This is a genomic window from Ginsengibacter hankyongi, assembly GCF_008710285.1.
Lineage (GTDB): Bacteria > Bacteroidota > Bacteroidia > Chitinophagales > Chitinophagaceae > Ginsengibacter > Ginsengibacter hankyongi.
The window spans coordinates 61027-75582 of sequence record NZ_VYQF01000008.1 but is presented as its reverse complement, the minus strand read 5'-3'; the positions used below and the strand labels follow the sequence as shown (position 1 = coordinate 75582).

The window sequence follows — 14556 nt, the reverse complement described above, 5'->3', positions numbered from 1 at the left end:
TATATAATTTAATGATTAAAAAATGACGTGAACAATATCTACCAGCTGCTGCCACCACCACCACCAAAGCCACCGCCTGAGAATCCGCCTCCCCCGCCAAAGCTCCCGCCACTACTGCCGCTGCTTCGCGGTGCACTATAAAAAGTATTGGTCATTGCATTCATGGAGCGGTCCAGGCTGTTCATAAACATGAGCATATTAAAATTATGGCCTGCATATGCCCCGGAATACCATGTAGGCGGTGGTATGTCTAAGCCCGCCAGTTTATCTTTCCATTTATCTGCCATGTCAAAAACGATTGCATAGGGCAAAACTTTATCAAAATAATTTGGATCCTGTTTTAAAAATTCCTGCAAGCGATCTTTCTCAACAGATTTTATAAACTCTCTAAATCCCAATAATTTTTTATACAGATCTGTTCCCTTTTTTGTTTTCTTTGACATAAATAAACCAAACACAAATATGATGATGCCACTTGCAATTAAACCAACACCCAGCCATAATTTTTCCTGCCAGTCGGAAACAAGTTTGATAATGCTAAAAATAAAAACTACAATACCCATCAAAGAAAAGAAAGCTTTCAATCCCCTGGAATACTTTACATAAAAATCGTCTTTATCAACTTCATCTTCCAGCTGTCTTTTCGCTTTATTCATTGTTATATACAAAACATCTTTGAGGTCGCTGAGCTTTACTGTATCACCGCTTGCAAATATCCCGTCAAACAAAGTTTTCTCAAACGTAAGCACATTAGCAGGCAGCTCTTTCACTTTTATAAATTCATATTCTTTGTGTTTCAATAAACCGAATAAAGACGATTCCTCCAATTCATTTATTTTTAAATAGCCTCCCGCTCCCCAATACGGAACAAGCGCCGTCAGATCTCTTCTATCAAGCTTTTCATCTATAACGTAGCCGGATACACTGGGACTTATATTTTCAGGCGGATAGAATTCTGTTTGCACCGTTATTTCCTCATCCTGACCCCATCTCTTCCATATATAAAACATTCCTCCAAAAACAAGGAAAGGTAACAGCAGCCAATAAATACCACGAAAGCGATAGTCAGGTTTTATTAAAAAATCTTTTGGAAAACCAATGCCAATAGTCACTCCTTCATTAGAGTTTAATGGTTCGGTTGTACGTCCTGAAAATATATTATTCCCTTCCCATTTTGTTACAGTTTTATTTTCTTTAGACCCATAAGAACCCGTTGCAACAAAATAATCCGAAGTATCGGGAACAGGCTGGTATAATTCAATGGTAAAATTTACAGACGAGATAGTAGTTTCCCATTGATTGCCTATTACATTAAAATATAATTCTGAATGATCTTTAAAAAAATTAATAGCATTTAATATCCGGTAAGTAATAATGAACTGCTGATCGCCTTCCACAAATTTATCAGCCGAACCAATTTTTATTGATTTGTAATCACCATCAGTACTTATATCAAAATTCCACCCCGGTACATTTATATTTTCAATAAACGTTCTAGTATAGCCACCGGATTCCAGCTGCCGGTCTGCTTTTTGAGCATTTGCCGGCAACGGCTGCACTTCATATTTATAAGGAATTTTACGGATAATGCCATGACGTGGTTCCGTGAAATGAACATTTATTTTTTCTGCAATATCCAGCGAAGCATCTTTATTTACTTTGAGATGAACATCGTATTGTTTAATAGTAAAGTACTCCTGCGCCTTAATTTTACCAACACATACAAATGCCAGGATTATTACAAAAAGTTTTTTCATCATCAAATGATTAAAACTTTACTTCAACATTCTTTGCTTCTTCCTGGCTTTCCAGTTCGTAAAACTCACGTGCTTTAAAGCCAGCCATGTTTGCAATAATTACCCCGGGGAACTGCTGAATTGAAGTATTGTAATCTCTAACGGTGGCATTGTAATAGCGGCGTGCATTCCCCAAATCTCCTTCAATAGATTGCAGGGCCGTTTGCAGCTCCAGGAAATTTTGATTCGCCTTTAATTCAGGATAATTCTCTGCTACTGCAAGTAAACCTCTCAATGCACCGCCCAATACCTGGTTGGCCTGTGCCGCTCCCTGCACATCGCCGGGAGGTACCGCTACTGCTGCATTGCGGGCTGCGGTAACTTTTTCAAAAGTGGAACTCTCATGAGCAGCATATCCTTTTACTGTATTCACTAAATTGGGTATCAGATCAAATCTTTTTTTAAGGAAGACCCTTATATCACTCCAGCTATTATCTACTTTTATTTTAGCTTTAATTAACCCGTTATACATACCAATGATCCAGAAAACGATCAGTACAATTACGCCAAGGATTATCCAAAGTGCCATAAAATTGATTTTTTAGAGTTATAAAGATGTGCAGCAATCTGCTATTGCAATATAACATTAAAAAGAAGAATTTACTACAGTTATCACAACGGAATCTGCAAGCATGTCAGTCCAATATTTTGGGATGCATTTTTGCAGAGTAGTGTCAAACTTTCCAAAAGTTAATCCGCATTCTCATCAAATTCATAAAACTAACTTTTGGAAAGTTTTAAAAACTTACAACCGCATAAATAAATATGAAAAAACAATTAAGCGAAATACCGGTGAGTGTTCTTGATCTTGCAACGATAGTCGAAGGTGATTCTCCAAAAGATTCTTTTATTAAAAGCCTGCAGGTGGCAAAGCGTGCAGAGCAGTTAGGTTACAACCGTTACTGGTTTGCCGAACATCATAATATGCCCAACATTGCCAGTTCGGCTACATCAGTTTTAATCGGTTATATCGCCGGAAACACTTCGGAGATAAGAGTTGGCTCCGGTGGCGTAATGCTGCCTAACCATGCGCCGTTAATTATAGCGGAGCAATTCGGCACATTGGCATCGTTATACCCCGGCAGAATCGATTTGGGACTAGGAAGAGCACCCGGCACCGATCAAATAACTTCCTATGCCTTACGCAGAAATTTAAGTGGTTCGGTTGATGACTTCCCCCGGGATGTTATAGAATTAAAAAATTATCTTGCTCCGCATACTAACGATGCTAAAGTCCGCGCCATACCAGGCGAAGGAACACAGGTTCCCATCTGGCTGTTAGGTTCCAGCACGTACAGTGCACAGTTAGCCGCAGCACTCGGTTTGCCATTCGCTTTTGCCAGCCATTTTGCACCGTCACATTTGCATGATGCATTGAAATTATACCTCAAGGGTTTTACGCCATCGGATCAGCTACAACAGCCATACTCACTGGCATGTGTAAATGTAATTGCCGCGGATACGGATGAAGAAGCCGATTATCTTGCGAGCTCTTTCTATCAATTGGCTTCGGGTATTGTAACCAATAAAAGAAAGCCTTTGCAGCCACCGGTAAAAAACTTTTTAAATGAATGGGACGAATATGAAAAGGCCGCTGTATTGCAAATGATGAAGTATACTTTTATTGGCAGCGCTGCAACGGTAAAGAAAGGCTTACAATCTTTTTTAGAGGATACCCAGGTTGATGAAATAATGGTAGCATCTTATGTATATGATAATAATGCTAAGATTCATTCTTATGAATTGATTGGGGAGTTTTTTAAGAAGAGGGCTTTATGAGACAATGAGGATGATAAGAATTATAAGGAACTTATTTTTTCTGGTGCTGATGTATTAGGATAAAATTGTTTAAAGCCTGCCTTAAAAATTAACTCTTATACAAACGCAGTTAACGCAAACGGATATTCGACAATATTAAAGAACACCTTCTTAATGCCTTTCGCAGCACTTCTTCTTTCGACCTGGTGGATCATGCTTATTCTATTCTTATTTCATACCACAGTTCCACCATTCCGCGTTTGTAAGCTGTCACATCTTTCAGATGCAGGCCTTGTTCAATCGCTACCTGGTCAAAGAACAGCCCTCGCCCAAAATAACAGGCAAAACGGATAACCTTATTTCGTCCGCCAGTTTTAAACGAATGAAATCTTTGATGAGCATTGCCCACCTACAGCCAAACATTATTGTAGTTGCAAGCACGCGGAATCCTACTTTCGTTAATAAGTGTCAGGTTTTATTTTTATGATTGCGTCAATATCTTACTTTGCCGCAATCATCTCATTTCAACGGATTCAGTCACAATCACCTGCCAGGTTTCGTTTCCTTATGATTCTAACCCACTGCTTTAATAATTAGCACCGTACAAACGCACCTAGCGTAAAAGGATATTCGACGATACCAGGAACCCGTTCTCTGTTGGAAAGAAAGTATGCTTTTTCCGCCGGATTTCATACCACCCGAATTTTAGGCTTTATCCGCCAAACCTTAATTTTCCTTAATACAGGTTATTCCGATGAAGCTTACTACTTTTAAATTCAGTCCTTTTTCTGAAGCATTCTTGATGATATCTTCTAAATGCCTTCTCGCTTCTTTCAATTCCGCGATTCTTTGTTCAGAGTAAGAAACATCTCCGTTAAATCTTTCCTTAATGCTGAACGCCTCCATGGTATGGAAATTTATCTTGGTTCCGATGAGATCCAAAATCACCTTGCGGGCTTCGGACGGAGTGAATTTCCCGTCAATTAATTTAAGATTATGCTTGGTATCCATATTTATTTTGATAGGTGTATTTCACTTTGAATATTAATTTTTTCACCGCTGTTCTGAATAAAATCCCTGATATCAAATAAATCTTTTTGCAACCTTTTAATTTTCGCTTCCCGAAATTTTATATCCTCTTCATTACTGTTGTTACTGATTTTGCTTTCATGGTATTTTATTTTTACATGCATCATTTGTGAAATGATTTCTAATGCGTCTTTTGAATTGAAATTTCCTTGTATAAGTTGTATATTCATTTTCTATCTTTTTTTATTGTCCTTGTCCTAATGAGAAAGCCAGTTTCCCATCGAAGGCATAAAGATTTTCAGTTTTAATGGCATCAATATTTTCAGTTATAGCATTTGATAATAACTGGACGATGTTCTTTTTAGAAACAATATTCCCATCGTTTGATGTAAAGCGGCATCTCCAGTGATCGGTGCAGAAGGTTTCAGGAAAACCTTCGGGATACACTTTAATTCCCCGGTTGGTGATCATAGTAAGTTTAAGTTCCTCCAGTTCCATTTTCTTTAGCAAGTAAGCCAACTCATCCGGACTTGTACCTCTCCAGTCTACAAACACATCGACACCCATCAATTCTTTTTTTGCAGCAGCTTTGCGTTTATATTTTGGAAGGCTCAAGGCTGTACCTTTTGCATACGAAACTGCCTTCAACACTTCGGGCCTATTCCCCAAATTGTCGATTACGGCTTGTGCAAATTCCATTGTTCCAACTTTTTGTTTGCTGACCCCTTCCTTGAAAATATCGTAGGTATGTACCCCATCTTCAATCGTTTTCAACCAGGCATTCTGCACTTTTTCAGCAACGTCTGTTTGTCCAATATGACTGAGCATCATTACTGCTCCCTGCAATAACCCGGATGGGTTTGCCGAATTTTGTCCGGCTCTTTTTGGTGCTGAACCATGTATCGCTTCGAACATGGCACATTCTTCACCAATATTGGCTGAGCCCGCAAGCCCTACTGACCCGGTAATTTGTGCCGCCACGTCCGATAAAACATCTCCATATAAATTTGGCATTACGATCACATCAAATGCTTCGGGTGTGTCCGCCATTTTCGCCGCACCAATATCAATGATCCAATGTTCGTTCTCTATTTGTGGATATTCTTTTGCAATCTCATCGAACACCTGGTGAAACAATCCGTCGGTTTGCTTCATAATATTATCTTTTGTAAAACAGGTAACTTTTTTCCTGTTGTACTGCTTTGCATATTCAAATGCATACCGAACAATTTTTTCGCATCCGGGCCTGCTTATTAATTTAAGACACTGAACCACTTCGTCCGTTTGCTGATGTTCAATCCCTCCATAAAGATCTTCCTCGTTTTCCCGTATGATAACAATATCCATCACGGGATGCTTGGTTTTTACAAAAGGATGAAGGCTCTTACAGGGCCTTACATTGGAATATAAGCCAAGAAATTTGCGGGTTGTAACATTTAAACTCTTGTAACCACCTCCCTGGGGTGTTGTAATAGGAGCTTTTAGAAATATTTTATTTTTCCGGATGATATCCCACGATTCTTTGGCAATGCCCGAAGTGTTGCCAGCTAAGTATACTTTTTCTCCAACTTCAATTTCTTCAATTTCTATTTGGGCTCCTGCTGCCAAAATAATCTTTAGGGTTGCATCCATAATTTCGGGGCCTATTCCATCCCCCTTTGCTACTGTAATTTTTGTCATATGTTCTTGTTTTTTATGGCGCAAAAATCCAATAAAACAATTATAAGTTTTCATTTATATTTGTAATGATATGCATAAATAAAATTTATGAATTATACGATCAACCAACTGCGTATATTTTTAAAAATTACAGAAACCCTAAGTATAACCAAAGCTTCGGAAGAATTGCATTTAACACAACCGGCAGTTTCTATACAGCTTAAAAATTTGCAGGATCAGTTTGATATTCCATTGACCGAAGTAGTTGGCAGAAAAATATTTATTACCGATTTCGGTAAAGAAATTGCCATTGCAGCAGAGCAGATTGTCAACCAGGTACACGCTATTAACTACAAGACCTTGGCTCATAAAGGAAAATTGGCAGGCCGCTTAAAAATTTCTGTGGTGTCAACCGGTAAATATGTGATGCCTTATTTCCTGGCCGATTTTCTGCAACAGAACGACGGAGTTGAATTGCTACTGGATGTGACCAACAAATTAAAAGTACTTGAGAGCCTTGAAAAAAATGAAGTGGATTTTTCGTTAGTATCAGTATTGCCCGAAAATTTGAAAATTGAAAAAACCGAGCTAATGCAAAATAAATTGTATGTGGTAAGCGATAATAAACAAAAGTTTAAATCTAAACTGTATGATAAAAGCATTTTTGAAAAAATACCTTTGATCTACAGGGAGCAGGGCTCCGGCACGCGTCAAACAATGGAAAAATTTATTAAGAGAAATAATTTACCGGTTATAAAAAAAATGGAGCTTACTTCTAATGAAGCTGTAAAGCAGGCTGTGATTGCAGGGCTTGGATGTTCTATTATGCCACTGATTGGAATTAGAAACGAATTACAGAACGGGCAATTACAAATAATACCTGTTAAAGGGTTCCCGATTAAATCAGTTTGGAACCTGATTTGGCTGAAGGGAAAAAAACATTCCAATGTTGCATCAGTGTTTTTGAATTATGTAAAGAAAGAAAAAAGTCACATCATCAAAGAAAAGTTTGACTGGTTTGAGAAATATTGATAGCAAAGATTTTTATTCAAATCATTAATCTGAATCCCAGCGTCCAGGTACATTCAAAAGCACCAGTCTATAAATTTAATTTTGCGTATAGCCGTTGGCGATAGGTTGCCAGTTGTGGGGCAATAATTCTTGCATTCAGGTTCAGGCCCTTTCCCCGGGAGAGACAACGGCATAAAAAACTTATACCTAACACGCGTCTTATCCGGTTTTCTGCCGGACTAATTTTCGACCTGATAGTAAAGTCCAAAATGAAAGTGTAATATTCATTTTCGTTTATGGTGGAATCCGGTAATTATTTTTTCAGCCATTTATGTACAGAAATTGTATCACCAATTGAAAAGCTCATTAAATCTTCTCCCATAATTAACGGTCCCTGGTAAGTTGCTTTTGTTTTTTTCATTATGTCTTCTTCGGTGAGACCATGAATTTTTACAATATGCGAATACGCGGCAAGTTTTGGTTGCACGGCATTAAAAACCTGTGCAGCCTGTTCCGGCGTTGTATGATGCATTAGTATATTATATTGAGGGTCTGATTTACTTAATGTATCAGGTGCAACAGCTACTTCATGTATTAACAAATCTGCTCCTTTTGCAAACCTGATTACGTTTTCCGAATATTTTGTATCGCCAGACAATACAACAGAATGTCCCTTGTAGTCTATTCGATAACCGAAAGCAGGTTTTATAACACCATGGTCAACCTCAAATGCAGTTACTTTCACGCCATTCTTTTCATAAATAACTCCTTGTTGTATCTCCTTCACCAAAAACTCACTTCCTTCCTCTACCCTTTTATCATCTTCTATTCGCATCCTGATGTCAAAAGCAAATGCCTTTCGCAGGTCTTTCAGCATTTCACCAGTGCCCGTGGGCCCAAATACACTGAGCGGTATTGCCCGCTTTGAAACAAGCCATCCTGTAAGCCACAAGTCCGGGATACCGACAATATGATCTGAATGAAGGTGCGTCAGAAACAACGCGTTTATTTTGTCATAAGATATATTTATTTGACGTAGCCTTTGTAAACAACCGCGACCGGCATCAAAAAGTAAGGTTTCACTTCCAGCCTGCACAAGTATACTGGCCCCAAAACGTTCCATGATCGGTTGGGGAGTACCTGTACCAAGTAGGGTAACTTTTATTCCAGGCATATTAACCTGCACGCTGTCTTTATCGGCCTTACTTTGCGAAAATGAAATTAGGACCGACAGTGAAAAAATTAGTGTTAACGAAAGGCGTGTCATTTTTTTTAGTAGATGATGAATATAAGATTATATTCCGAGAGTATCCAATATAATTACCGCCAATTTGTGTATTTACGTCAATATCGGCTACTGTCTATCCTTTTGGTTATCTGGTCATCCTGTTGGTCATCTGTCGGCTAAATTAAAAATATTTGCAAAGATTAATACCACCCGTATAACAATCAACTGCATTATTAATAAAATGAAAGAAATATATCGGGCCTGGGTTATAAACGCCTTCTATGAAACTTACTTACTAACGGCGTCACATACCCGCAATTGCTTAAGTCTGCTCGAGCAATTCTGTAGCAAATCTGTATTAACGTTTTATTATTAAGCTTCGGTACAGATGTAGCGTCTTATATACATTATTCACAAATAAAAAAACCTATTATGAAAAAGATTCTTACGCTATTGTTCTTTGCAGGTTTTCTTACCACGGCTGCGTTTGCGCAGGACGGCGGAAGGCACCGGCAATATGACAATCAATATAACAACGACAGAAATTCATCATACGGCAACCGCGGCGATGGCGATGGATACAATCATCAATGGCAGGATCGCCGTGGTGATGATCGCCACGACCGGGACGAATGGGACCATGAGCGGAGAGAGCGTTGGGATCGTGACAGGGATGGATGGGATGGCGACGGTGACCGGAGATTCCACAGGCATTACCGGGATTATGACCACGACAGGGAAGTAATAGCCTATCCCTACGGATACGGCCGGCCCATGGCTTCCGTCCAAATTGTTATTGGCCGTCGTCACTAATAAATTTAAGTACAATTCTATGAACCCCGCTTTTTGCGGGGTTTGTTTTTTAAACCGCTGTAAAAGGCCTGCACAGGAACTTCCACATTACATTTAGTTCCTGATCACGTTTACCAGGCGCGCTAGCCACAATTAGAAACGCATACACGTACACCAAATTATCATCCGGCAATTTTTTAAATAACCCATAATTAACTTTTTTTTCTTCGGGCTTTAGTGAAGGAAGGCACTCACGAATGATTTATATCCGGGGATATATTTTGTTTAACCCGGCGTAAGACTTTATAATTCGTGTATTCGAAAAATAAATACAGTGAAAAAGTGTTTCGTAAAACGAAGTTGGGTCAATGTGCAAACTGAACCGAATACACCATAGGCAAATAATTATTAAGCGTTTGCCAGTGCTCGCCTCTATCCGGTGAAAAAAACAAATTACCTGTAGTAGTTCCGAAAGCAAGTGCATCGCCTGAACCGGCCAGGGCATGGCGATACACAATGTCAAAACAATTCTCCTGCGGCAATCCTTTAGTGAGCGTTTTCCAATTCTTTCCCCCGTCGTCGGTACGACAAACACAAAGAGCTCCTTTAATAGCGGTACGTGTTGTATCGCTGTTTGCGGGACAAACCCATGCCTGGCTTGCATCATCGTCAGCTATAGCCAGTGCGAACCCAAACCTGGCAGGGCCACCGGGCTGGCTGATATCTTGCCAGTTGCGTGCGCCATCCGTTGAACGAAAGATGCCACAATGATTTTGTTGCCAGAGTATATCCGGGTCTGTTGGCGCTGCAACAAGAATATGAGGATCGTGGCCGATATCTGTTTGAGGGTCCGGCAGGAAATCCGCCCAGAGCCCTTTGTTACGCACCTCCCACGTACTGCCCGAGTCATTGGTTTCAAAAACCCCGGCACAACTAATGCCTACGTAAACGTGGTTATCATCACGCGGATCAACAACTACAGAATGAATACCCGGCAGGTCGCGGCCGCCGCCCATCCAATATGGCTTGCGGCTCGGGTGGTCCCATAAAGATTTAACCAGGTTAAAATGATCTCCTCCATCATCGCTCACAAATAAACCACCGGGATCGGTGCCCAACCACATCCTTGACGGAAAGGATTTACCCCCATTTGCAACGGCCCAAATGTAGCGGGTTACCGCTTTCATCCCATCTTTTACTTCTTCACCTTGCGGGTACGCCGGAGCCGTTAGTTCCTCCCATGTTTTTCCCCTGTCCTTAGAGCGATGCAGCTTCACGCCCCAGTGACCATGATCTAAGGCTGCCCACCAGGTGCCTGAACGGCTGTCTTCGTAAGCGATCGAAACAGGTACTCCTTCAAACGAAAGATTTTCAACCTCCCAACGATTATTGTTATAACGATAAGAGATAAAGCCCTTCCGGGTGCCGAGTAGCAGAGTCGGTATCATAATTTATATCTTTTTGGATTAACCTCCGGACAGGGCTTGTATAATATAAATCTCACTGTCCTTTGAAAGGGGATCGCTAAGGCCATCGCGGTCGTTGATGATGCTGCCATCGATAAATATATTTACATGCCCGCGCACGCTGCCCTGTTCATCAAGCAAATAACTACACACCCTGGGATATCCTGCTTCTACTTCGGCCAGGATTTCCCGCAACGAATTGCCGTTAGTATGTATCTCTTTAATGCCGGGAAAAAATCTTTCTAAAGCAGATGTAAATTTTACTGTTGCCATCGCGATGATTTAATGTGCTATAACAAAGCCAAATGTAAAATCAGTATGACTAAGCTACAAAATTATTTTTTCTCAAGGAACTAGCTTTTGAAGGGGCTTATCGAGGTCGCTGTACAATTAAACGTGCAATGGGTTTTCAAATTTGAGTCTCGTTATTCCGATTATCATGTTAATTGATGATAGCTATCATTGTTTGGCGCAAAGAGTGTTTTTTTCTTTGTATGCACAAATGAATAAATGACACGAAAAGTTTTACTCATCTGCGGCATTGTTTCTATGCTATGGTATGTAGCTATAAACATCATAGTGCCAATGCAGTATCCCGGCTATAACATCGCTTCGCAAACAGTGAGTGAACTTTCGGCTATACATGCACCTACCCGTGCATTCTGGTCTGAGCTCTGCTTAATTTATATTCTTCTCTTTATTGCTTTCGGGTTTGGCACCTGGTTATCTGCAAACGGCAACCGGAAGCTTAGGATTGTTGCAGCCGTAATTATCTTCGATGCGGTTTTTGGATTGTTCTGGCCACCTATGCACAAACGGGAGGTGCTTGCTGCCGGAGGCGGAACGCTTACTGACACACTCCATATTGTATGGGCCTTTGTTCATCTTGTTTTGATGCTGCTGATGATTGGCTTTGGGGCGGCATCATTCGGAAAAGCTTTCCGGGTCTTTTCAGTTGGGATTGTTTTGGTCTTTATCGTGTTCGGCATATTGACAACAAAAGAAAGCTTTGGACTTGAAGCCGGTCTGCCCACGCCGCATGTAGGGGTCTGGGAACGGGTTAACATGGGTGCTTACATGCTGTGGGTGGTTGTGTTTACCATTTTATTAATAAGAAGAAATAATAAGCCTGCCCGGCTGTAGTTACATTGTTTGTATGCTTTATATTTATCCTGATATTTACTTTATATCTTTTCAAGCTTAAACTTTAATGGATTGATTAAAATCGAACGGGATAAATGGAAACATTTTGCAGTAGGCATCTTAATGGGAATAACCTTGCAAATCTTTAGTGGATATGTGATGCCCGGGCATTTTGTTTTAAGCGTTGTAACCACTTTCATCCTTGTGGTAGCAATAAGCTACGGCTTTGAACTGTTCTCTTTATTTACAGGGAAGGGACATTATGAGCTTTTGGATGCAGTGGCCGGAACAATTGGAGGAATCGTGGGCATCGCTATTATCCTGATCTTCGCATAACTATAGATACCCGTTACCGTTTTCCGCAACGAATGATCACGCAGCTTTTTTATATTGCGTTTGTTGTTTCAACCATTAATTTTACTATTACATAAAATCAGTTACATGAAGCGATTGCTATTAATAATTTTAGTTGCTGCTATAACAACTTCTTTTACAAAAAAAGAAATTACATGGACGGCCATAGGGGATTCCATAACTTATTTAAATGAACACCAGGACGAAACTGGCAACCGCATTACCAAAGGCTACATGACAAGGGTTACGGAAAAATTACCCTATATCCATTACACCAACCAGGGACATAACGGATGGACATCCGGTGGCATTGCAAAAGAGATAGACAATCTGGGGCTCACTAAAACTGATGTATATTCAGTATTCCTTGGAACGAACGACTGGTGGGCAGGGCGGCAGTTAGGAACGATTGACGATTATAACAATAACACTGGTAACAATACGGTGTATGGTTCATTTCGCATCATCATCAACAAAATACGTAGTCTTAATAAAGATGCGAAGATCATTCTTATTACACCAATGCAGCGACTGGATTTTGTGTACATCAATGATATGAAAAATAATGCATGGGGCTCTTATAAAGCAAAGAACGGGCAACTGCTCTCGCAATTTGCAGATGCGGTTATTGCCATTGCAAAGTATGAACATATTGATTTGGTAGATCTATACTATAAAAGCGGTATGAACTATACAAATCTTGTAAATTACAAGCGATTAAAAGACCCGCAGACAGGCGCTTATAAAAATTATGTTTACCCTGATTTTATTGGTATTCCATTTAATCCCGTGTCGGACGAATACCCCTACCCGTTAGATTCCGTTAATATGACTTTTGATGGTTTGCACCCGTCTGATAAAGGCTTTAGTATTATTGCAAATATGCTTGTAAAAATTATGAAGAACTATCAATAGTAATTAAGTTAACGCAACGTCTTGTTGTTGTAACCCACCGGCTCCAGTGCGCTTCTCTGCCGATTAGTTCCTCGTTTGCAAGCGGACTACTGAACCCTATTTATTAAAGAGATAGACCTATACGGAATCCCGGATATCGAGACGTACATTTTGTGGCAATCAGGGTTGCAAAAGATCCTTTTTTCCGTTCTGTAGGCGACTTTCACATAAACAACTAAATAAAAAATATCGCTTAGGGTTTGATATTCATGCACTCACAGCAATGAAAATACAATAAGTTTGTAGAATAATACGTTTACCCGATTTAATGTGTAAACTTAATGCTTAACTCTAAAAACACCCAAATGAAGAATGCTTTCCAATTATTAACAGTATTATCCGTATTTACATTTTTTGCATCTTGCAAAAAGCATCATGACCAACCTGTTACTCCACCCGTGATTGCCTATGATGCTGATGCTCAAAAATTCTTTGATAGTTCCGCCATAGGTGATACATCACAAATGTCTGCGGTAAGCGATTTTGTAAAGCAATTAAAGGACTCTTCTTTATGGGCAAAATTTACAGCTATTTATCCGATGGTGGGCGGCTCAGGAAATACTAGTAAATGGAATTTAAAAAATCCGGTAAATTCGGATGCGGCTTATAGACTAACATTTACGGGAACGCCGACATTTTCAAGTTCTGGAGTATTATTCCCTACAACTAGCGATTTTGCGGACACACATTTCAGTGATTCCCTGCTTGCTTATAATGATAACTCCATTTCCTATTTTTCCGCAACGCAGAACACGACAGATGGTTATGACATGGGATGTTCGGATAATGTTAGTCCTTATAATGAATTTGCAATTTACCACAGCTCAGACGCAACTAACTGGTATGGATATTACCAATTTGGCATAACTCCTGCTAGTACAAAGGGCCTGTTTATGCTTTCTGCTACTGCCGGCGATGTTAAGCGCTTTGAAAACGGTATAATGACAATGTCAAAAGGGGCTTCTCCTGCTATTGGATTTACAGGATTGCCTATCCTTATTGGGAGCGTGTCTGCCGCGCCTACGGTGGGCGGAAGGGAATGTGCCCTGGCAACTATCGGGAAAGGGTTTTCAGATGCGGAAGCTTTAACTTTTTATAACATAGTTAAAAACTTTGAAGCGCGGCTCCGAAGATAAAATAGATTTCAATTAAGATAAATTGTTACTTAATAAAATAGAGGAGGCAGCGGATTGTCGCTTCAGCACTTTCGATATTTTTATCATTGGGGAGTGTCTAATTGATATCATTGTTTGTTTTCGGAATGCAAAAAAATCATGTTTCATGACTACCGACTGGCAGGCGTAAAGCGTTCCGGGTTCCCAATAATAGTATTTATATTTTTGCTACCTTAAAAAAGTTGATCAAA

The 14556-nt window shown here is 39.9% G+C and carries 16 protein-coding genes; 8 read left to right on the top strand and 8 right to left on the bottom strand.

Annotated features, from left to right (window positions below; all coding sequences use genetic code 11):
• Positions 1-38: 38 nt before the first annotated feature.
• Both FW778_RS19055 and FW778_RS19050 read right to left on the bottom strand, forming a co-directional pair.
• On the bottom strand, positions 39-1760 hold the full coding sequence (locus tag FW778_RS19055) for a DUF2207 domain-containing protein (protein WP_150416453.1): 1722 nt from the start codon (positions 1758-1760) through the stop codon (positions 39-41).
• A gap of 7 nt (positions 1761-1767) precedes the next feature.
• Positions 1768-2325, bottom strand: coding sequence for a LemA family protein (locus FW778_RS19050; RefSeq protein WP_150416452.1), 558 nt, complete (start codon positions 2323-2325; stop codon positions 1768-1770).
• A gap of 236 nt (positions 2326-2561) precedes the next feature.
• On the opposite strand from FW778_RS19050, the gene FW778_RS19045 reads away from it, so the two are divergent.
• Both FW778_RS19045 and FW778_RS23290 read left to right on the top strand, forming a co-directional pair.
• Positions 2562-3575: an LLM class flavin-dependent oxidoreductase gene (locus tag FW778_RS19045; protein ID WP_150416451.1), complete on the top strand. Its 1014-nt coding sequence runs from the start codon at positions 2562-2564 to the stop codon at positions 3573-3575.
• 153 nt (positions 3576-3728) lie between these two features.
• Positions 3729-3908, top strand: a complete 180-nt coding sequence (locus tag FW778_RS23290; protein WP_202552354.1) for a hypothetical protein — start codon at positions 3729-3731, stop codon at positions 3906-3908.
• A gap of 372 nt (positions 3909-4280) precedes the next feature.
• Here the strand turns inward: FW778_RS23290 and FW778_RS19035 are convergent, their stop codons facing one another.
• From FW778_RS19035 to FW778_RS19025, 3 genes are read right to left on the bottom strand one after another with little or no spacing between them, the layout of a single operon-like run.
• The gene (locus FW778_RS19035; protein ID WP_150416450.1) at positions 4281-4565 is read right to left on the bottom strand and encodes a hypothetical protein; all 285 of its coding nucleotides are present in this window, start codon (positions 4563-4565) and stop codon (positions 4281-4283) included.
• A gap of 2 nt (positions 4566-4567) precedes the next feature.
• Positions 4568-4813, bottom strand: a complete 246-nt coding sequence (locus FW778_RS19030) for a hypothetical protein (protein WP_150416449.1) — start codon at positions 4811-4813, stop codon at positions 4568-4570.
• 13 nt (positions 4814-4826) lie between these two features.
• On the bottom strand, positions 4827-6263 hold the full coding sequence (locus FW778_RS19025; RefSeq protein WP_150416448.1) for an NADP-dependent isocitrate dehydrogenase: 1437 nt from the start codon (positions 6261-6263) through the stop codon (positions 4827-4829).
• Between the two features lie 87 nt (positions 6264-6350).
• On the opposite strand from FW778_RS19025, the gene FW778_RS19020 reads away from it, so the two are divergent.
• On the top strand, positions 6351-7274 hold the full coding sequence (locus FW778_RS19020) for a LysR family transcriptional regulator (RefSeq protein WP_150416447.1): 924 nt from the start codon (positions 6351-6353) through the stop codon (positions 7272-7274).
• 292 nt (positions 7275-7566) lie between these two features.
• Here the strand turns inward: FW778_RS19020 and FW778_RS19015 are convergent, their stop codons facing one another.
• A complete protein-coding gene (locus tag FW778_RS19015; protein ID WP_202552353.1) occupies positions 7567-8520 on the bottom strand; it encodes an MBL fold metallo-hydrolase in 954 nt (317 codons plus the stop codon).
• Between the two features lie 393 nt (positions 8521-8913).
• On the opposite strand from FW778_RS19015, the gene FW778_RS19010 reads away from it, so the two are divergent.
• The gene (locus tag FW778_RS19010) at positions 8914-9294 is read left to right on the top strand and encodes a hypothetical protein (protein WP_150416446.1); all 381 of its coding nucleotides are present in this window, start codon (positions 8914-8916) and stop codon (positions 9292-9294) included.
• Between the two features lie 344 nt (positions 9295-9638).
• Here FW778_RS19010 and FW778_RS19005 read toward each other — a convergent pair whose 3' ends face one another.
• Positions 9639-10721 carry a WD40/YVTN/BNR-like repeat-containing protein gene (locus FW778_RS19005; protein ID WP_150416445.1) on the bottom strand — a complete coding sequence of 361 codons (1083 nt, stop codon included), beginning with the start codon at positions 10719-10721 and terminating at the stop codon, positions 9639-9641.
• Positions 10722-10739: 18 nt separating this feature from the next.
• Entirely contained in the window at positions 10740-11012 is a 273-nt protein-coding gene (locus tag FW778_RS19000) for a MoaD/ThiS family protein (RefSeq protein WP_150416444.1), read from the bottom strand.
• A 237-nt stretch (positions 11013-11249) separates the two neighbouring features.
• Between FW778_RS19000 and FW778_RS18995 the strand changes: the two genes are divergently transcribed.
• From FW778_RS18995 to FW778_RS18980, 4 genes are all read left to right on the top strand, one after another.
• Positions 11250-11882, top strand: coding sequence for a DUF998 domain-containing protein (locus FW778_RS18995; protein WP_150416443.1), 633 nt, complete (start codon positions 11250-11252; stop codon positions 11880-11882).
• A 72-nt stretch (positions 11883-11954) separates the two neighbouring features.
• Complete coding sequence (locus tag FW778_RS18990; protein ID WP_150416442.1) at positions 11955-12218, top strand: hypothetical protein; 264 nt, start codon at positions 11955-11957, stop codon at positions 12216-12218.
• Between the two features lie 105 nt (positions 12219-12323).
• Positions 12324-13151 (top strand): SGNH/GDSL hydrolase family protein, encoded by an 828-nt coding sequence (locus FW778_RS18985; RefSeq protein WP_150416441.1) that lies wholly within the window; start codon positions 12324-12326, stop codon positions 13149-13151.
• 344 nt (positions 13152-13495) lie between these two features.
• Complete coding sequence (locus tag FW778_RS18980; protein WP_150416440.1) at positions 13496-14326, top strand: hypothetical protein; 831 nt, start codon at positions 13496-13498, stop codon at positions 14324-14326.
• Positions 14327-14556: the final 230 nt, after the last annotated feature.

What these genes read in the sequence shown, in the direction of transcription:
- FW778_RS19055 (WP_150416453.1), bottom strand. Translation starts at nt 1,760, where the DNA reads ATGATGAAAAAACTTTTTGTAATAATCCTGGCATTTGTATGTGTTGGT.
- FW778_RS19050 (WP_150416452.1), bottom strand. Translation starts at nt 2,325, where the DNA reads ATGGCACTTTGGATAATCCTTGGCGTAATTGTACTGATCGTTTTCTGG.
- FW778_RS19045 (WP_150416451.1), top strand. Translation starts at nt 2,562, where the DNA reads ATGAAAAAACAATTAAGCGAAATACCGGTGAGTGTTCTTGATCTTGCA.
- FW778_RS23290 (WP_202552354.1), top strand. Translation starts at nt 3,729, where the DNA reads ATGCCTTTCGCAGCACTTCTTCTTTCGACCTGGTGGATCATGCTTATT.
- FW778_RS19035 (WP_150416450.1), bottom strand. Translation starts at nt 4,565, where the DNA reads ATGGATACCAAGCATAATCTTAAATTAATTGACGGGAAATTCACTCCG.
- FW778_RS19030 (WP_150416449.1), bottom strand. Translation starts at nt 4,813, where the DNA reads ATGAATATACAACTTATACAAGGAAATTTCAATTCAAAAGACGCATTA.
- FW778_RS19025 (WP_150416448.1), bottom strand. Translation starts at nt 6,263, where the DNA reads ATGACAAAAATTACAGTAGCAAAGGGGGATGGAATAGGCCCCGAAATT.
- FW778_RS19020 (WP_150416447.1), top strand. Translation starts at nt 6,351, where the DNA reads ATGAATTATACGATCAACCAACTGCGTATATTTTTAAAAATTACAGAA.
- FW778_RS19015 (WP_202552353.1), bottom strand. Translation starts at nt 8,520, where the DNA reads ATGACACGCCTTTCGTTAACACTAATTTTTTCACTGTCGGTCCTAATT.
- FW778_RS19010 (WP_150416446.1), top strand. Translation starts at nt 8,914, where the DNA reads ATGAAAAAGATTCTTACGCTATTGTTCTTTGCAGGTTTTCTTACCACG.
- FW778_RS19005 (WP_150416445.1), bottom strand. Translation starts at nt 10,721, where the DNA reads ATGATACCGACTCTGCTACTCGGCACCCGGAAGGGCTTTATCTCTTAT.
- FW778_RS19000 (WP_150416444.1), bottom strand. Translation starts at nt 11,012, where the DNA reads ATGGCAACAGTAAAATTTACATCTGCTTTAGAAAGATTTTTTCCCGGC.
- FW778_RS18995 (WP_150416443.1), top strand. Translation starts at nt 11,250, where the DNA reads ATGACACGAAAAGTTTTACTCATCTGCGGCATTGTTTCTATGCTATGG.
- FW778_RS18985 (WP_150416441.1), top strand. Translation starts at nt 12,324, where the DNA reads ATGAAGCGATTGCTATTAATAATTTTAGTTGCTGCTATAACAACTTCT.
- FW778_RS18980 (WP_150416440.1), top strand. Translation starts at nt 13,496, where the DNA reads ATGAAGAATGCTTTCCAATTATTAACAGTATTATCCGTATTTACATTT.